The organism is Paenibacillus sp. GCM10027627 (assembly GCF_042675505.1).
In the GTDB taxonomy this organism is placed as follows: Bacteria; Bacillota; Bacilli; order Paenibacillales; family Paenibacillaceae; genus Pristimantibacillus.
The window spans coordinates 294,981-314,035 of record NZ_JBHTHB010000006.1; the positions used below are offsets into that span (position 1 = coordinate 294,981).

The 19,055-nt window shown below is 49.1% G+C and carries 15 protein-coding genes; 12 read left to right on the top strand and 3 right to left on the bottom strand.

Annotated elements, in window-relative coordinates:
* Positions 1–41 precede the first annotated feature (41 nt).
* Positions 42–2,684, bottom strand: a complete 2,643-nt coding sequence (locus ACFQZE_RS20830) for a putative bifunctional diguanylate cyclase/phosphodiesterase (protein WP_379360652.1) — start codon at positions 2,682–2,684, stop codon at positions 42–44.
* Between the two features lie 279 nt (positions 2,685–2,963).
* Between ACFQZE_RS20830 and ACFQZE_RS20835 the strand changes: the two genes are divergently transcribed.
* From ACFQZE_RS20835 to ACFQZE_RS20855, 5 genes are all read left to right on the top strand, one after another.
* Complete coding sequence (locus tag ACFQZE_RS20835) at positions 2,964–3,416, top strand: MarR family winged helix-turn-helix transcriptional regulator (RefSeq protein ID WP_379360654.1); 453 nt, start codon at positions 2,964–2,966, stop codon at positions 3,414–3,416.
* A gap of 52 nt (positions 3,417–3,468) precedes the next feature.
* Complete coding sequence (locus ACFQZE_RS20840) at positions 3,469–6,645, top strand: MMPL family transporter (RefSeq protein WP_379360656.1); 3,177 nt, start codon at positions 3,469–3,471, stop codon at positions 6,643–6,645.
* Between the two features lie 504 nt (positions 6,646–7,149).
* On the top strand, positions 7,150–8,223 hold the full coding sequence (locus tag ACFQZE_RS20845) for an asparaginase (RefSeq protein ID WP_379360658.1): 1,074 nt from the start codon (positions 7,150–7,152) through the stop codon (positions 8,221–8,223).
* A complete protein-coding gene (locus tag ACFQZE_RS20850) occupies positions 8,220–8,918 on the top strand; it encodes a VOC family protein (RefSeq protein ID WP_379360660.1) in 699 nt (232 codons plus the stop codon). Before ACFQZE_RS20845 ends, ACFQZE_RS20850 begins: the two co-directional genes overlap by 4 nt.
* An 88-nt stretch (positions 8,919–9,006) precedes the next feature.
* Entirely contained in the window at positions 9,007–9,471 is a 465-nt protein-coding gene (locus ACFQZE_RS20855) for a peroxiredoxin (RefSeq protein WP_379360662.1), read from the top strand.
* 131 nt (positions 9,472–9,602) lie between these two features.
* Here ACFQZE_RS20855 and ACFQZE_RS20860 read toward each other — a convergent pair whose 3' ends face one another.
* Positions 9,603–11,471, bottom strand: a complete 1,869-nt coding sequence (locus tag ACFQZE_RS20860; RefSeq protein ID WP_379360664.1) for an LTA synthase family protein — start codon at positions 11,469–11,471, stop codon at positions 9,603–9,605.
* 248 nt (positions 11,472–11,719) lie between these two features.
* Here ACFQZE_RS20860 and ACFQZE_RS20865 point away from each other — a divergent pair, with 248 nt between their 5' ends.
* Positions 11,720–12,661 carry a M15 family metallopeptidase gene (locus ACFQZE_RS20865; protein ID WP_379360666.1) on the top strand — a complete coding sequence of 314 codons (942 nt, stop codon included), beginning with the start codon at positions 11,720–11,722 and terminating at the stop codon, positions 12,659–12,661.
* A gap of 146 nt (positions 12,662–12,807) precedes the next feature.
* On the opposite strand, the gene ACFQZE_RS20870 is transcribed toward ACFQZE_RS20865, so the two are convergent.
* Positions 12,808–12,963 (bottom strand): DUF1540 domain-containing protein, encoded by a 156-nt coding sequence (locus tag ACFQZE_RS20870; RefSeq protein WP_379360668.1) that lies wholly within the window; start codon positions 12,961–12,963, stop codon positions 12,808–12,810.
* Positions 12,964–13,071: 108 nt separating this feature from the next.
* Between ACFQZE_RS20870 and cls the strand changes: the two genes are divergently transcribed.
* From cls to ACFQZE_RS20900, 6 genes are all read left to right on the top strand, one after another.
* The gene (gene cls / locus ACFQZE_RS20875; RefSeq protein WP_379360777.1) at positions 13,072–14,514 is read left to right on the top strand and encodes a cardiolipin synthase; all 1,443 of its coding nucleotides are present in this window, start codon (positions 13,072–13,074) and stop codon (positions 14,512–14,514) included.
* Positions 14,515–14,969: 455 nt separating this feature from the next.
* Positions 14,970–15,362 (top strand): Fur family transcriptional regulator, encoded by a 393-nt coding sequence (locus tag ACFQZE_RS20880; RefSeq protein ID WP_379360670.1) that lies wholly within the window; start codon positions 14,970–14,972, stop codon positions 15,360–15,362.
* Positions 15,341–16,108, top strand: a complete 768-nt coding sequence (locus ACFQZE_RS20885; protein ID WP_379360672.1) for a response regulator transcription factor — start codon at positions 15,341–15,343, stop codon at positions 16,106–16,108. Before ACFQZE_RS20880 ends, ACFQZE_RS20885 begins: the two co-directional genes overlap by 22 nt.
* Before the next feature lie 238 nt (positions 16,109–16,346).
* On the top strand, positions 16,347–17,801 hold the full coding sequence (locus tag ACFQZE_RS20890) for a catalase (protein ID WP_379360674.1): 1,455 nt from the start codon (positions 16,347–16,349) through the stop codon (positions 17,799–17,801).
* A gap of 143 nt (positions 17,802–17,944) precedes the next feature.
* Complete coding sequence (locus ACFQZE_RS20895) at positions 17,945–18,436, top strand: CcdC family protein (protein WP_379360676.1); 492 nt, start codon at positions 17,945–17,947, stop codon at positions 18,434–18,436.
* Between the two features lie 28 nt (positions 18,437–18,464).
* A complete protein-coding gene (locus tag ACFQZE_RS20900) occupies positions 18,465–19,010 on the top strand; it encodes a glutathione peroxidase (RefSeq protein ID WP_379360678.1) in 546 nt (181 codons plus the stop codon).
* Positions 19,011–19,055: the final 45 nt, after the last annotated feature.

The window sequence follows — 19,055 nt, forward strand, 5'->3', positions numbered from 1 at the left end:
GAAAAGTGTGAAGTTATAAAAGTTTATTAAAATATTGCCCGCTAGCCAGCTGACTTCTCCAGCATCGTCTCCAGTTCATCCGCTGGCAGAGGACGGCTGAATAAGTAACCTTGAAGCTCATCGCATTTTAACTGTTTGCAAAACTCCGATTCATCGGCCGTCTCGACTCCTTCGGCTACAACCTTCATATTCATGCTATGAACCAGCTCGATGATGGCTCTGACGATAGACGATTTTTTGTTGTCGCTTGTTATGCCTTTAATAAAAGAACGGTCCAGCTTGACATCGGAAATAGGCAGTCTTTGCAATTGGTTGAGCGAAGAGTATCCCGTGCCGAAATCATCAATGGAAATTTGGATGCCGAGCGTGCGCAAGTAGAGAATGGTTTCAATCACTTGCTCGATATTGCGCATAAACACGCCTTCCGTAATTTCCAAGCTGACGTACTGCGGATCAAGTCCTGTATCATGCAGCCCGGCCATAATCATATCCGTCAGGTTGCCCTGATAAAAATGTTTTGCGGAAATGTTAACGGATACGCTAATCGGCTTCAGTCCCGCTTCCTGCCACGCTTTGTTCTGGCGGCAAGCTTCACGGAATACCCAACGGTCTATTTCCAAAATAAATCCAGATTCCTCCGCAAGCGGAATAAATTTATCCGGCGGCACCAGCCCAAATTCCGGATGAGTCCAGCGAATCAATGCCTCAATCCCGCATAAGTCACCGGAAACGGCATTTATTTTGGGCTGATAATAAAGGGAAAACTGGTTTTCCAGGAGCGCTTTGTACAGCCCGTTCTCCAGCTTCATTTTTTCCTCCAGGAGAGGCAGCAGTGAAGGTTTGTAAAAACGGTAGTTTCCATCGGCCTCTTCTTTGGCGTTATACATGGCGATATCGGCGTTCCGAATGACGGTATCCGCATCGTCCCCATCATCGGGGTAAACGCTTATGCCAATGCTGAGAGTCAAATAAATCGGCATGCCGTCTAATAGGAACGAATCGGCAAAGCTGCTCCGAACCGAATCGGCAAAGCGAGCCAGCTCCGTTTCCGTTTGATGCCTCACCATAAATACAAATTCATCGCCGCCCAGGCGGAATACGTCGCTTTCCTTAGATGTGAGCGCCTGAAAACGTTTGGCGACATATTGCAGAAGTCGGTCTCCGGCGGCATGGCCAAGCGTATCGTTGATTTGCTTGAATCGGTTGATATCGACAAAAATAACCGCGATGGATAAGTTCCCCGTTTTTTCGCTGACGGTGACAAGCTCATGGAAAAAGCGGGAAAATTGCAGTCGGTTGGGCAAGCCCGTCAACGTATCGTAATACGCCAAGCGATGAAGCCTTTCCTCGGATTGCTGCAAAAGCTGGGCCTGAGCCTGCAGCCGTTCATTGTTGCGCTGAGATTCATGGAATAGGTACACTAGACTGCTGGCCATATGTTTGACATTCATAATTAAAGAATGGATTTCGACTACGCTGCTAGTCGGCAAATGCAGAGCGTTGTTTTGTTTAAGTTTAAGCGGCAAATTTCGGGTGGAGACGGCGAGCCGCTGAATGCCTTTTGCAAAGGTGCGGTTAATGAGCAAAGAGATGAAGGCTGCGACAAGCCCAAATCCGATCATATATAGAAAGTGAGTTATGTATTTATTAAATAAAAAGTTTTCATACGACTTCATCGGAAATGAAATGACAATTTGACCTTTGCTGGTGGGCATTTTCTCCTGAAACAGGAATCGTTCGTTATGCCATGTATACGGAGTGATCTGGAAGCGTTCCCGCTTAATTTTGGTGAAATACAGCTTTGTGCTCAGCCGTTTAAAGGTATGGTTGTCCCAAGGGTTCAATTGTTTTCCGACTAGTTCATGCTGGTTGGAGGCAATGACTCGATAGTTGCGGTCCGTAAAGCTGAAGCTGATGCTGTCCAGCGTATAGCGGTCAATAATGTATTGCAGCCTGCGGCTTTGCATTTCGTCTTGAGGGGAAGACAGAGGATCTCTAGCCGCCTCCCATTCTTTCTTTACCATCATAGTGGTCGTTTCAGCTTGCCGCTCGACATATAATGAAACTTCCTTAAAGGAATTCATCCCGTTTACCGCCATATTCAAAAAGAAAGACAGCATGACAATGCCTAAAGAAAGATGCAGCAGCAATTGGCTGATCGTGACGGGCAGCCGCTTGATGCCAGACCATCCGCTCCAGCGGCTCAGCGGCAAATATTGATAGGCCATCTCTGCGAACAAAGCATTAAACAGCCCGTTCAGGGCGAGAATGCAGGCAATCGGTTTAATGTCGATAACGGCGCCTTGCAGGTCGTAACGGTAAGCAAAGTAGGTAGCCGGTATGCCGATCAACAGCCAGAACAAAACGTCGCTCCCGAATAGCCGCCCGTTATAACGGCGAAGAAGCAGCCCTACAAATAAAGCTTCCAAAATAAAAATGCCGTGCAGCAGAGGGCTGTTCATAAAAAAGACGCCGGCACAGAAGGCGACTGCCGATGTCCAAAAGCCCCCCCAAACACCGAATAGGCGGACAGCAAGCAAAACGAACAGACTTGTCAGCGTAAAACTCATCCCATATACAAAGTGAAACTGGCTCCATTCTCCCGCAACAGCCAGCGTTACGCAGGCGGTAAATGAAGCTGCGGCCATCCATTTGTTTCGTTGAGATTGTTGCAAAATGCTCACGTGCGTCCTCCCGGTGTTGTAACATGCTGTTGATTCTTTTTACAGTTTATGGGTTGAAAGCATAGTTGAAGCAGTGAGATGTAGCAGTTCGATCGATTAAGATGGAATCTTATGTATAATTTTGCGTTAAAACGGGTTATTTCCCTACTATTCGACAAATTTTTCTATTATCCTTCTCGATTGCTCGAATATGGTTATGCAAAGTTGCACAAGATACTTCTCTTCTGATATAGTTCTATTATCGAATAGTTCAACAGTAGAATTAATTATAGGGGAGGAATGATTGTGGAGCTGGATCAGAACCTGCTGAGGGATTGGATCCTTCGGTATGAGCTGGCGAGCTTTATTGTAGAGCGAAGAATGCATGCCAAGGTGCGCGATCTGATGAGCGAAGATTTGACGGTCGAGCAATTTAAAACGCTGCGTTTTCTGAAGCATAAACAAACGAGCACCGCATCGGAGCTGTCCGAAATATTTTGTGTGGGCAAAAGCTCCATTACGGCTATTATTACAAGATTGTCAGATAAGGGGCTCATCCAGAGAGTTCCGGAGGAGAAGGACCGCAGAGTGATTAACCTGATGCTGACGGAAGAAGGAAACCGGATTTGCGAAGAGCTGGAGGAGCGCGTTCAAGCCATTCTGGAAGAGGTCATTCAACACTTCGATACAAAAGAGGCTACCGCATTTATTGAAACATACGAGAAGCTGGCCGATTCCTTTGTGAAGTCGTGAGCGAGTACTTAAACAGAGAGCAATTTAGGTCTAGAGGAGAGGGAGAGGAAATATGAAAGTCGTATTGAAGCTGAAATGGCTTGTTCTTGTGTTATGGGTGCTTGGCGCCGTAGCACTTATGGTGAGCGCTCCAGCCATGGAGGAGCTGGTCCGGACAAAAGGGCAGATTACGGTACCGGATGGATATTCCTCTACCATCGCCAGCGATTTAGAGAAGGAAATCGGCGAGCTGGCAGGAACGGCCAAGGAAGAAGGGAACGGGCAGGATAACCTTTCGACCGTTCTTGTGTTTCATAAAGAAGGCGGCTTAAAAGACGCTGATGTTGCCGAAGTGAAAAAAAGCATTGAAAAGCTGGAAAGCGCCGATGACTCCTTAGGAGTCAAGGCAGTGATGACCCATTTTAATATCCCCGAGCTGAAAGAGCAGATGGTATCAAAGGACGGCAGCACGATACTGTCGCTTCTGTACGTAGATGCGGGGGAGCGCGAGCTGAAAGAGCTGAAGGACGAACTGTACCAAGCTTTGGAAGGCGTGCCGGTCGACCACTATTACACTGGCAATTGGATCATTAACGAGGATGTTGTTCAGAGCTCTCAAGACGGGCTGAAGAAAACGGAATTTATTACGGTAGGCTTTATACTAATTATCCTGTTTATTGTATTCCGTTCCGCCGCAGCGCCGCTTGTGCCGCTTCTTTCGGTCGGATTCGCTTATTTGGTTTCCCAGTCGATCGTAGCGTTTCTGGTGGAATACTTAGACTTCCCGCTTTCCAATTTCACGCAAATCTTTATGGTTGCCGTCCTTTTTGGTATCGGGACCGACTACTGTATTTTAATTATTAGCCGGTACAAAGAGGAGCTAGCCCATCGAGGCGACAAGACGGAAGCCATTGTCCATACTTATCGCACTGCGGGAAGAACGGTGTTTTTCTCCGGGCTTGCGGTGCTGGTCGGATTCGCCTCCATTGGCCTGTCGACCTTTGTCCTCTATCGTTCCGCAGTAGCGGTGGCGGTAGGAGTTCTCGTCTTGCTTCTGGCGTTGTTTACGCTTGTCCCTGTATTTTTGTCCGTGCTGGGCAAAGCGTTGTTCTGGCCGTCCAAAGGTTCTCTGGAGCATAAGCCGAGCAAGCTATGGGGAGCCGTTGGCAGCTTTTCGCTGAAACGGCCAGTGTGGGCGCTTGTTATTTTGGCTGTCATCATTGTTCCTTTTTTGACGGCTTACAAAGGGACCATTTCCTTTAACTCGCTCGATGAAATCGGTGAAAAATATGACTCCGTCAAAGCCTTTAACTTGATCGCGGACGGATTTGGCCCGGGCGAGACGCTGCCGACGGGCGTCATAGTTAAATCGAAGGAGCCGCTCGATACGTCAGAGGGATTGGCGGCTTTGGAGCAGGTGAGCCGTGAGCTTGCCAAAGTCGAGGGCGTTAAGACGGTGCGCAGCGCAACGCGGCCTACAGGCGAAGTACTCAAAGATTTTCTCGTTGCAGATCAGGTGCTGACGCTGGATGACGGGCTTGGCAAAAGCGGCGATGGGCTTGTCGAAATCAGCAGCGGCCTTTCCGAAGCGAGCAGCGCGCTGAGCGGCAATGCGCCAAAGCTGGCGGAAGCAGCCGATGGAGCGGAGCAGTTGGTGAGTGGTACCAAAGAGCTGCAAACGGGTGTAGATGCGCTTGCGTCGGGACTTCGCGCTTTAGAGAAAGGGCTGAATGAAGGTTCGGTTGGCGCAGACCAGTTGGTGAAAGGACTTCAGGAAGCGCAAAGCAGCGCAGCCAAGCTAGCCGAAGGCAGCAAGAAGCTGCTGGAGGGCTACGAAGGAGTCGGCGGCGGGCTGAACCAACTGACGAAAGGGTATAGCGCTGTCGCGGCAGAACAAGCGAAGTTGGCTTCAGGGCTTGACGGGATTACGAAAAGCTTGAGCGGTTTGCAGGAAACCTATCCCGAATTAAAAAGCGACGCCACTTTCCAACAGGCGATTGGGGCACTTGCCGGCATGCAAAAGGGCGCTGCCGCGCTTGGAACGCAGCTGACTGAAATGAACAAAAGCCTGAGTGGCGTTGCTTCGGGCGTAGAGGAAGCCAATAAAGGGTTCTCTCAAGCTGTGAATGGCCAATCCGCTCTGGAGACCGGACTTGGCAAGCTGTCGAAAGGTCTTTCCGATTTGCAAAGCGGCATCGAAAAAGCGGCGAGTGGCCAAGGTCAAATTATCGATAAGCTGCCGGGAGTCACACAAGGTCTGGGCCAACTTGCGAAGGGGCAAGAGGAGCTGAAAAACGGCTTTGCGTCGCTGAACGATCAGCTTGGTCAATTGACCAGCGGCCTTGACCAAAGCGTAAACGGCCTTACTCAAGTGACAGAAGGCCTCTCCTCGGCAGGAGGATATTTACAAGGGCTAGCGGATGCCCCGGACAAAAATATGACGGGCTGGCATATTCCGCAAGAGGCTATCGCAAATGAGCAATTCCAATCTTCGCTTAATGTTTATATGTCGAAAGACCGCAATACGGCGAAGTTTGATGTTATATTTGCAAGCAATCCTTACTCCCAGGATACAATGGCGGAGGTCGGAGCCTTAGAAGAAGCCGTAAAACGCGCTTTCCAGGGCACGCCATACAGCGAAGCAACGGTCGCGATCGGCGGGGTTACAAGCATGAACCACGACCTGAATACGATCTCGAACGAGGATTATTCCAAAACGGTAATGCTGATGCTGATCGGCATCTCGCTTATTCTTATCTTATTGTTCCGTTCCATTGTCATTCCGCTTTACGTAGTCATTTCGCTACTGGTGACGTTCTATACGTCTCTGGCGATTACGGAAGTGATTTTTGTCAGAATGCTGGGAATATCCGGCATAAGCTGGGCGGTTCCGTTCTTCGGCTTTGTCTTGCTCATTGCACTAGGCGTGGACTACAGCATTTTCTTGATGGACCGTTTCAAAGAATATCGCCACTTAGGGGCAAAAGCGGCCATCCTGGAAGCGATGAAAAACATGGGCGCGGTCATCATGTCCGCAGCCGTCATTTTGGGCGGAACGTTTGCGGCGATGCTGCCATCCGGCGTCATGTCTCTTCTGCAAATTGCCACAGTCGTATTAAGCGGGCTGTTCTTGTACGCTCTTGTCATTTTGCCTTTGTTTATCCCGGTCATGGTGCGCACCTTTGGCGAGGCCAACTGGTGGCCGTTTATGGGCCGCGGGGAGCGGAAAGATAAATCGGCATCATTATAAAATTCATAAGACTCACTCTTAAGACTCATTTGACGAAAATATAGCTCAAAGATATGGCTCAAATAAAGAAAGGCGGTTAGGAACGATGTGTTCCTAACCGCCTTTCTGTCGTTCGGCAGAAAGCTGTTTGCTGTATTCTATTTTTTTCACATGAGGAGTACGCAACAGATGACCCTCATTAAAGTGGCTACCGTGCGCTTCGAGATAACGAAGGAACAGCATCTTCGCCTTCTAATAATGGCCGAAAAACAAACGGAGTAAGACCTATCATGGAGAAGCGCAGCGCTCGCCATTATAACCGGATTCCCCCCCTGCTATCATGTTCAGGGAATCTGGTTATAACAGCGATCGGAGGGATATGTCTTACGCAGTTATCCTTTTCGGCTATGCGAATCATTGAGTCGTTTTTAGACAATCCTTTATGTTGGTAGTAAGATGATGATAGTAATAATAAGATTGCCTTGAAGCTTACCAAAAAGATGAAATTTAAAAGGAGGACTTGCGATGAAGCGAATTTTGGTTGTTTTTACAGGGGGTACGATTGGCAGCAAAGCGCAAGGCCTTGCTATAAATGTTGACGATTCCGGCTCCTATACGCTGCTAGAGGAATACCGCAATATGTCTTCGAGCCGCAGCGAAGTGGAGCTTGTTACGCTGCAGCCGCTTAATTTGCTCAGCGAAAATATAACTCCTCAAGATTGGATCACGCTCGCCGCATCGATCCGCGAAGCCGATCCCGCCAGCTATGACGGCGTAATCATTACGCACGGCTCCGACACACTTGCTTATACAGCAGCGATGATGGGCTACTTGTTTGCCGACATTTCGTTTCCGCTAGTGCTGACGGCAAGCAATTACCCTATTGCCGATGAGCGCAGCAACGGATTGCGCAACCTCTCCAGCTCGATCGATTTTATTGTCGATGCTCAATTGCCGGGCGTTTTTGTCGTCTACGAAAACGATAAGGGACAATCGCTTGTTTATTTGGGAACGCGAGTATTTCAAAATGAATCGTTTACGGATCAGTTCCGCAGCCCCTATGAGCTGGAATATGGGGAAATGGCGGGAGATCGAACGTTCAAATGGAGGGAAGACGGCCGCAACCCGGCGCCTGCCATGCTGAAGGAACGAGCTGGCCAAAACCCGCTCCAATGGGAAAGTTCGTCGCTCCGGTTGGAGGACGCTATCATTTACATAAAGCCTTATCCCGGCTTGAATTATGACTATTACCATTTCGAAGGGGCAAAGCCGAAAGTCATTTTGCATGATTTGCATCATTCCGGAACGGCCAACGCCTTGGAGAGTGGCTCGTATTCTTTGCTGCGTTTTCTTGAACGTTGCCAGGAGCACGGAATCGCTTGTTACTTATGTCCAATTAAAGATGCATCGGATGCGCTTTACGAATCTTCTCACAAGCTTATCGGTGCGGGAGCCCGGTTTATCGAAAATATGTCCATGGAAGCGGCGCTGACCAAGCTGATGCTCTCTTACGGAATGTTGAAGGACGATGAAGCACGAGACCTTTTTATTCGGGAACAAGTTGTTTATTACGAAAAGCTGGAGGCGCAAAAGTCATGATTATGGAATCTATTGAAATGTGGACCCGCTCGCCGCTGGATAAGCTCGTTTCCTTTTACCGGGATGTAATGGAGTTTCCGATATTGTCATCGGATGAGCGGCAGATTACCGTAAAAGTCGGATACAGCGACATGACGTTTAAAAAAGTAACGGATGAGGCAGGCATTGAGGAACATCTAGATCCCTTTTATCATTTTGCCATTAATATTCCGGAAAACAAATTGGGCGAGGCAAAGAGCTGGATCGAATCGAAGCTAGAGCTTTGCACGGAGGCGGGCTCCGATATATCGCGCAGCGAGTTGTGGGACTCGCACGCCGTTTATTTTATGGACAGCGGCGGCAATATATTGGAGATCATTGCAAGACACACTATGGACAACGCGATAGACAGGCCCTTTAATCCCAAAAGCGATCTGCTAGGCATCAGCGAAATGGGATTGCCGACCAGGGATGTGCCGCGCGCCGTAAAAGAACTTGAGGAGCTTGGCATTCACACGTACAAAAAAGGTTCTCCGGATTTTAATCCCGCAGGCGATGAAGAGGGGATGTTTATCGTCGCCATAGAGGGGCGCAGATGGCATTTCACCCCGCTTTCCGCGGAGCTGTTTCCTTTTTCCGTACGAATAAAAGGGGTTGGCGTAGTTCACCTCGAAGAACATAGAACAGGTCAAGTACTGGCTGTTGCTCGGCCGTAATGAATTGGACTTTATAACTGACATTATAGAAGCGGCCGTTTAAACGATTTCATGGTTTATATGATGGACACTTTGAGGAGGAATGGCAATGAGCGCTGCAACTGTAGGCAACAAAGTACCGAATTTTACGCTGCTGGCTTCAAATGGATCGAAGGTTTCGCTTGATGATTTTAAGGGGAAGAAGCTCGTTATTTACTTTTATCCTAAGGATATGACACCGGGCTGTACGGCGGAGTCTTGCGATTTCCGCGACTTTAACGGGCAGTTTGCGGAGTATGGCGCAGAAGTTGTAGGGATTAGCCCGGATGATCTGGCTTCGCATGAGCAATTTGTAGGGGAGTACAAGCTGCCGTTTTTGCTGCTTTCGGATACAGATCAAGAGGCTGCGCAGTTGTTTGGCGTATGGAAAGAGCTTAGCTGGGGCGGCAAAACGTTCCTGGGAGTGGAACGCTCCACCTTTTTGCTGGATGAAGAGGGAGTGCTTGTGCGCGAGTGGCGCAGCGTAAGCGTGGAAGGACATGCAGCGGAAGTGCTGGAAGCTGTAAAAGGCTAAGCGGCAATCGCCGGCTCAAGAATGATGCTGGCGTATGTGTAACATTCATTCAGAGGAATGGGTATGCGCTTTGTTAAAATATAAAAAGAGGGCCGCCGTTTTCGAGAAACGGGGCCCTCTTTTGCATAAGGCTATTCTTTCTTCCAGCTTGGAAGATGGTTGACATAGCTATCGGACAAGTTAAGCAATTCCAAAGCGCGGTCAAAATCGTTTTGCGTAACGGCTTGCTCGCTGTGACCGTCGCCTGCAATCGGATAATGGCGTCCGTCCTCAAAGCCGCTGCCTGACATAAACAGCTCTTGGCTGCTTAAGAAGGAACCGCTAGGCAAATAATAACGTTGAGGCAAAATGTTGTACGACTCGTTGTTAAACAAATCTTGCCCGAAATGGACTTGGTTGTCGAGCGTGAGTCCAAGCAGATTGGCGATTGTCGGCAGTACGTCGACTTGCCCGCCAAGCTGATCGTAGGTTGCTGGCTTGGCATCGCTGCCCGGATTAATGACGACGAGCGGAATGTTGATCATATCCGTGTACGTGTACTCTCTTGAATAAATCTCCGCCATCAAATCCTTCTCATGACGGTCTAGAGAGTAAATCGGCAAGCCAAGATGATCACCGTACAGGACGATCAGACTGTCGTCCCAAATGCCGCGAGCCTTCAAATCCTCGATAAAGAGGCCAAGCTCGTGATCCGCATAGTTTTGAGCGATGAGGTAATCGCCGACAAGCGTATTTTGATAACGCTCCGGTACTGTAATGAGCTGCTTCTCCGCAGGCATTGTATAAGGATGATGAGCCGTCATGGAGATGATGTGAGCATAAAACGGATTTTCCTTCGCGTCTAGACTGGAAAGCTCGTCGGCCGTTTTCTTATAAAGCGTATTATCGGAAGCGCCGAAGAAAACAGTGTCTTCGGTGCCAAAGAAATCGGCGTCGTAATAGCGGTCGAACCCAAGCGCTTTGTACAGCTCGCCGCGGTTCCAGAACTCCACAACGTTGGTATGGTATGTCGATGTGTCATATCCTTGGGCTTTCAAAAGCTTCGGCAAGCTCGGAAGCTCCTTGCCTGCGTACATTTGCGTAGCCGCGCCGCGAGGCGGGATATACAGCGACGTATTCACGACGAATTCCGCATCGGACGTATTGCCTTGTCCAACTTGCTGATAGAAATGTTTAAAGTAGCTGTTTTCTTTGACCAGCTTGTTCATATTCGGCGTTATTTCTTGACCTTCTACGTTAAGCCCGATCAAGAAGTTTTGCATCGATTCCATTTGGATGATGATCAAGTTTTTCCCCTTCGCTGTTCCTTCAAGCAATGGGGCGGAAGGCTTGACGCTCTTTTTGACGGTGTCGATTTTTTCTTGCGTAATGACGTTAGGATCGACATAATCAATGTCTTTGTTGGAGAAGATGGTATAGGCCTCATAATTGAGAATGCCCATTTGCTCCGCCTTGACGATTTCGTTCATGCTGGCCCGATTCGGCAGCACATTGAACAAACAAATCGCAAGCGACAAGGACAGCATGGCGACGACCACTCGTTTGTTCTCTTTCTCGGCAAACGATTTTTTCCATCCTACCGCTTTCTTTTTAAGAAATAGTAGAGCAATCATGATGACAACATCAGTGTAAATAAACAGGAAGTAAGGGTCCATTAAGGAGAACACGCTGTTTTTGACGGCGGTCACCTGATTGACCTGAGCTAGTGCGAAATAAGTGACAATAACTCCGTAATACTTGTAATACATAATGACGGCAAATAAAATAGAAGTCATGAGCAGGTTTGCGATGGTGTAATAGAGAAGCTTTCTTTTGCTGGCAAACCATTCAATTAAACAATAGACGATCAGAACAAACGGAACTTCCTTCAGGATGGTTGTCCAAGATGGACCTCCCTCGAAAATAACCATCCACGCCAAGTAGCTTTTAATGAGCATAATGAAAGAGAAAAATAAAATAGGACGAGTGCTCAAAAGCCGTTTTGTCTTTGTATTTGACACTAGGACCCTACCTTTCACAGCAAAAACAGGCCTTCTCTCCGAGTTAGCCGTTGTGCTTTTTTCTATAGTATAAATAGATATTGTAAATCTATTATTATTATGCTCTTTTTTTCAGTCGGTTGTCAAAAGGCAAAACGGCCCTTAACAATTATGTCGGTTTTTAACAGGTGAATAGGCGCATCATCCCGGCTTCTCATTGCGTCAATAGGTTATGGTATGCCAACATTCGAGCAGGGGGAACGGAAAAAATGAAAAGAAAACGGTTGGCGATTGTATTAGTCGCAGGTATGGTTGCAATAGGAGGCTACATGGCTCTAAATAAGGATGGAGATGCGACTCAGTCTGCCAAGCTGGAGCAGCCTAAGTTGTCGGAAGGGACAAGCACCGGGGAAGGCAAAGGCGGCCAGTTGACAGGCGGATCGGCCGAGCAGCCGGGAGAAAGCGGAGGCGTAACGTCCGGGGAGCAAGGCGGACAAGCTGGGGCGGAGGAGCCCGCGGCAAAGCCGAGCGAAAAGCCGGAACAGCCAACAGCAAAGCCAAGCAGCGAGCCGCAGAGCGGGGGAACCGGCATTTCTAAAGGAGAAGACGGTGCAATTGCGGTCATTGCAGTGCCGGACAGCGTAGAGGCGCTCGTCAATCCATTCAATAAGCTGCCTGAAGACTATTCTCCGGACGATTTAGTATATCCCGATGTGCGGTTCACTTTCTCTGAAAAAATCGAGAAGCGCATGTTGCGTAAAGAGGCGTCTGGCGCGCTTGAGGACATGTTTGCCGGTGCGGAATCGGACGGCGTCTACTTGGCGGGAGTGTCGGCTTACCGCTCCCACGAAACGCAAAAGGCGCTGTTCGACCGTTATGTAAAGCGGGACGGCTACAAAAAGGCAAGAACGTACAGCGCTTTGCCGGGGACAAGCGAGCATGAAACGGGTCTGGCAATTGATATATCCGGAAGCGATGGGAAATGTGCCGCACAGGACTGCTTTGGCGAGACAAAAGAGGCGGACTGGCTTGCCAAATATGCGGCGGAATACGGTTTTATTATTCGATACCCGAAAGGGAAGCAAGATATTACGGGTTACCAATACGAGCCATGGCATTTGCGTTATGTCGGCAAGGAAATAGCGAAGGAGATTTCGGATAACGGCTCCACGCTAGAGGAGTATTACGATGCGGTTCCTGTAAAGGGGTAACGGCGGCGATAGCATGCCGGTATGAAGGGTTGGAGTAGGTAGCACACTACAATTAGTCGACGGCGCGGAAGACGGCATAAGCCGCATGTTCAAGAAACATGAAGGACGGTTTCAGGCTCCGCGCCGCAGAAGGTGAGGCCTTTCTTTTATACCTTTGCTTCAAAAGTTTTGCAGTCTGTCTCTCCGGAGCTGCTTGCCTGCTTGCCGCGGTTGCTTACGACATAAATGGATGATGCTCCGCAATGATTGCCGGCAGCCCAAAATTTGCAGGAATTAACTTCGCACAATACGTCTTTTGCCATGATTCATCACCTCCTTGGTACTAGGATAGACCACGAGGCGAACCTTTTATACTCGAATCGCAACTTGCGATTGTTGCCACTTACGGAGGTGCCGGCGTGCATTCTAACATGCTGCAAAATGTTTATTTTATTATATCGCTGCTCAATATTTTTCTTGCTGTTACGGTTATTTTTTTGGAGCGGCGAAATGCCAGTTCAACTTGGGCTTGGCTGATGGTTTTATTTTTTATCCCGGTGCTCGGCTTCGTGTTGTATTTGATTTTGGGTCAAAAGATGAAGAAGCGAAAGCTTTCCAAGCTAGTCGGAGTCAATCAGCGCATTATCGAGGAAACGATGCAAAACCAGCAGCATCGCCTGGAAGAGCGAAGTTTGCTGCCGCAAGGACATGAGCTGTCGGATTATCAAGACATGATGTACATGAATTTGACGACAGGCTACGCGCTGTATACGAGCAATAATTCAATTGAAATTTATACGGATGGCAATCACAAGTTTGATTCGCTTATACGGGATATCGAAGCGGCGGAACATCATATCCATATGGTCTACTACATTGTTCGGGACGATGTTCTTGGGCGCCGGCTTGTAAGCGCGCTAGCCAAAAAAGCTGCGCAAGGCGTGGAGGTCCGTTTCTTGTATGACCATATTGGGAGCTCGAAGCTGCCAAGCCGCTATTTCAAGGAGCTGCGAGAAGCGGGCGGAATGGAGGCGGCCTTTTTCCCGTCGCGCATTCCTTATTTGAACTTGAAGATCAATTACCGGAATCACCGCAAGCTTGTTATTGTGGATGGCAAAATCGGCTATATTGGCGGTTTTAATATTGGCGATGAATATTTGGGGCTCAACAAACATTTTGGAGAGTGGCGGGATACGCACTTGAAAGTGAAGGGCGGGGCCGTGCTGCAAATGCAGGCGCAGTTTTTGATGGACTGGAATATGGCTTCGGCGGGTAGAATGGAGCTGAGCGAAACGTACTTCCCTGCCGGGGAGCAGAACGTCGGCTCTATCGGCATGCAGCTGGTAGCCAGCGGACCGGATACCGAGTATCAGGAAATCAAAAACGCGTATATCAAAATGATTTATTCAGCCAAAGAGTCGATCGCCCTGCAAACGCCGTATTTTGTCCCGGACGAAAGCTTGATGACGGCGCTGCGCATTGCTGCGCTTTCTGGCGTGAAGGTATGTATTATGCTTCCGAGCAAGCCGGATCACTTTTTTGTTTATTGGGCTACGCACTCCTATCTAGGGGAGCTGTTGTCGAGCGGGGTTCGAGTGTATTTGTACGAAAAGGGCTTTCTGCATGCCAAAACGCTCGTTGTGGACGGCAGAGTCGCCTCGGTGGGAACGGCCAATTTGGACATCCGCAGCTTCAAGCTGAATTTCGAGATCAACGCTTTTATTTATGACACTGCAACGGCGAGGCGCTTGATGGATATTTTCTTGGAAGATGTGGATAACGCAAGAGAGTTAACGATGGAGATTTATGGCGAGAGACCTCTATTCAATCGACTCAGGGAGTCGGTCTCCAGACTTCTCAGTCCGCTGCTTTAATATTAAACGACACATAAAAAGGGATTTCGCTTATCGATGATAACCGAAATCCCTTTACCTTTCTATGAACCAACTATTCAATTGTTTCAAACGCTCCAATCCTCAGCTTGCTCTTGCATAGCTTTTTTAATAGTCCTTTTTATGATGGCTTTGCGACTAGTTGCGACGGTTCCCCGCATGTCCGATGTGAGCGTCCTGCTCCTTTCTCAAGTAATAAGACATGCTTCGCTAACTTGCTTCAATGGACTATCCCCTCTCCTTTAGCTACCCTCATTATAGCCCATTGTTTTAATTTTGTAAATATTCAGATAATTAAACTCTGTTCTTTTTCTAGGTAGGTTGATAGGACAAAAACGGCCCCTGCTCATTGGCGACGGATGCAGGTTGACGGTCGTTTGGAATGAATTTATACTTAGTCTAAATCATATTATAGGTAAAGGCGGCATGAGATAGAGATGAACAAAATAAACTTAACTATACAGAGGAAAGCGGTGTACGAGATCGTACAGGGAACGCATGACCACCCTACAGCAGCGGAAGTCATTGAGAGATTGCGGGTTCAGGGCCATAACTTTGCTTATGGAACGGTGTACAACTCTCTTCGTTACTTGACGGATGTCGGATTAATCCGTGAGCTGAAGCTAGGCGAGGCGGTTAGCCGCTATGATGCCAGAACGGAAGATCACCAGCATATTGTATGTACCAAATGCGGACGGGTAGACGAAGTCCTCGCCGAAGTTCCTTCCGATTGGATGGAGAAAGTGGCCGGGCAAACGGGTTATCGGATTGAGCATGCGCAAGTTGTTTTGGAAGGAGTGTGCGGCACATGTCGGGCGACGAACTCCTGACCGGGCAGACGGAAGGCGTCTTGTGCGGCCTGACAAAACGGGTTATGGTCATCAGTCCTATGCCTGAGAGGGTGCGGGGGCTGCTTGCCGCGCTCGCCGCGGATTGTTTCGACATATTTTCGCTGCACGAGTTTGATAAGAACATGCTTCCAGCCTTGCAGCCTGAGCTGCTTGTTTATGATGCCTTGCCGATTCAATTGCCTTCCGCCCAGCATACGCTTGAGGGCGGCGCAGGGCTGCTGAAAGCGGCGTCAGAGCATCATGTCCCTGTGTTGGTGCTGCTCGATCTCCCGTCTTACGAGGAGCGCGGGGATGCGGAGCTTTCCGGGGCAGAGCTTCTCCTCTGGCCTGCCGAGCCGGGTGAAGCAGTAGAACGCATTAATCTGATGTTGGAGAATCGTCCTGCGCCTTCGCAACCCTTCGCAGGCGTTGACGACATCAAACTGTTTAAAGATATTCGAATTGACTTAAAAAAGATGAAGGTGGAACGAAACGGGCAGCGCATCGAACTAACCAAAACGGAATATGATCTGCTTGTTTTTTTCGTTTCTTCCGACGGCTCGGTGTTGACAAGGGAACATTTGCTGGACGCGGTGTGGGGTCTAAACTTCTACGGGGGCAGCAACGTTGTAGATGTTCATATCAAAAGCTTGCGCAAAAAGCTGAAAGACAGCGCGGTGACGCCCAAATATATCGTGACCGTTCGCGGAGCGGGGTACCGGCTGGCGGACGACATCAGCCATTAGTAGTATGGCTAACTGAAGAGCATGTTTGCTATGATCGTATGTTCGCTATGGCCGCCTGTTGTCTATGTCCACTCCTTTCTTGCGTTTAGCACTTGATGACTCGGACTTCGTCTTCTTTCGTTCATCCAATGTTCATCTACCGTTCATCGTGATTTCATGATAGTCGGGCACCGGATAGGTACAATTAGTATAGAGATTTAGATCAAGTCTAAATATATAAACTAATGAGGTGTACATTATGGACAATCGTTTAACTACAAATCAAGGCGCTCCGGTTGGCAACAATCAAAGCTCTCGTACGGCGGGACAGCGGGGACCGACTCTGCTAGAGGATTACCATTTGCTTGAGAAGCTGGCCCACTTCGACCGGGAGCGTATTCCTGAGCGGGTCGTTCATGCCCGGGGAGCGGGAGCGCACGGCGTATTCCGGCTTGAGAACAGCATGACGGAACATACAAAAGCTCATTTTCTTGGTGAAGCCGGAACGGAAACTCCGGTACTTGTCCGTTTCTCTACCGTTATTCATGGCACGGGCTCACCGGAGACGGCGCGCGATCCTCGCGGGTTCGCAGTCAAGTTTTATACGCAAGAGGGCAATTACGATTTAGTCGGCAATCATCTTCCCGTCTTCTTTATTCGCGATGCGCTCAAGTTCCCGGATATGGTTCATTCACTCAAGCCCGCACCGCATACGAATATCCAGGAGCCTTCCCGGTATTGGGATTTTATGACGCTAACGCCGGAGTCGACGCATATGCTCACTTGGCTGTTTTCGGATGATGGAACTCCGGCCACTTATAGGGAAATGGACGGCTTCGGTGTCCATGCATTCAAGTGGATCAACGAGGCGGGGAAGACCATTTACGTCAAATACACTTGGAAGTCGCTGCAAGGAGTGCGGAACTTTACGGCTCAGGAAGCGGCTGAGATGCAGGCCAAAGATTTTAACCATGCGACAAGGGATCTCTACGATGCGATTGAACTCGGCAACTTTCCGGAATGGGAGCTGCATGTCCAGCTTATGCCGAGAGAGCATGTGGACCGCTACACCTTCGACCCGCTTGATCCGACGAAGGTATGGCCGGAAGATATGTATCCGCTCCGCAAAGTGGGCACGATGACTTTGAATCGCAATCCCGTCAACTATTTCGCCGAGGTGGAACAATCGGCCTTTTCTCCAAGCTCCCTCGTACCCGGCATTGAGCCGTCTGAGGATAAGCTGCTGCAAGGAAGACTGTTTTCGTATCCCGATACGCAGCGCTACCGGCTTGGGGCGAATTATTTAAACATTCCCGTCAATTGCCCTTATGCTCCGGTGCGTAACCATCAAAGGGATGGCGCTATGACGATAAAAGCCGATCCGTCTCCCGTCAATTATGAGCCGAACAGCGATTCCGAAAGCCCGAAGGAAGATCCGGCATACGCCGATTATCATGCGCCTTTCCACGGGGCGGCGGGCAGAGAAAAAATCGAAAAGACGGATGATTTTACGCAAGCGGGCGAGCGGTTCCGTTCTTTGCCGGAAGATCAACAGGCCAATCTGATTGCCAATTTGACGGGCGATCTGAGGGCGACGAACGACGATATCCGTCTGCGGGCGATCTGCAACTTTTTCCGTGCCGACCGAACGCTCGGGATGAAGCTCTCGGAAGAGCTTGGCGTAGATATTCGGCAGTATGTTCCACAGGGATAAAATAACACTTTATAGACGGCCCCATGCTAGTTGGCATGAGGGCCGTTTTTTCTATGCGCGATGTTTGCGCGGCATCGTTTTGAAAGGTAAACTATGGAGAGGCAGAGCTTAGTGAATCGGATAATAGACGGAGGTTCGTTATTATGTGGTCCAACCCCATCCTGCAAGCCGGAGCGGTCGCTTTTTCGGTTTTGGCGGGACTTACGCTTATCTTTATCCGCTTGCGGGCCGGCAAAAGGCCGACGACGCTGAAGAAGATTGTTATGCCGCCGCTTGGCATGGCGACCGGCTTTATTATGTTTGCGGTGCCCGATACGCATATTTCTTGGTTGTGGGGCTTGTCCGCTTTTGGAACGGGACTGCTGTTGTTCGCGTTTCCGCTCATCGTGACGACTCGGATGGAGAAGGTGGATTCCGATATATTTGTTCGCCGCTCGAAAGCTTTTATCGCGATTATGATTGTGCTGTTTCTGCTTCGCCTAATGCTGCATGGGGTGGTCGAGCACTATATGACGATTCCTCAGACCGGAGCGATTTTTTATTTGCTTGCTTTCGGCATGATTGTGCCGTGGAGACTGGCGATGGTTAGCGATTATTTGCGGCTGAGCCGGGGCGCGGAAAGCAGTCATGTTTGACCATATCCAACCAACAGGAGGACTTTTCATGAGCATCTACAATTTTGAATTGGAAAAGATTAATGGGGCGCATACATCAATGAATTCGTATGAAGGAAAAGTGCTTGTTGTCGTCAATACGGCAAGTAAATGCGGATTTACTCCGCAATATACCGATTTGCAAAAGCTATACGACACCTACCGCGATCGCGGCTTTGAAATTCTCGGCTTCCCAAGCAATCAATTCGGGGAGCAAGAGCCTGGCGCCAACTCCGATGTGCAGTCCTTTTGCCAAATGAATTATGGCGTGTCGTTCCCGCTATTTGCGAAAACCGATGTGCGTGGCGACACGGCTCACCCACTGTTCCGTCATTTGACGGAAGAAGCGCCGTTTCACGGTCTGAATACAGACGAGCCAAGCGGCCGGATGCTGAATGCGTTCCTGCAAGAGAAGCTGCCTCATTTCTTGGAGGGGGATTCGATCAAATGGAATTTCACCAAATTTCTGATCGACCGTGAAGGCCGTGTGGTCAAGCGTTTTGAATCGACGGATGAGCCGCTCTCTATGGCTGGCGATATCGAAGCGCTGCTGTAGCCGATAATTTTATACAATTGGTCATACTACCCATTAGTGTCGATT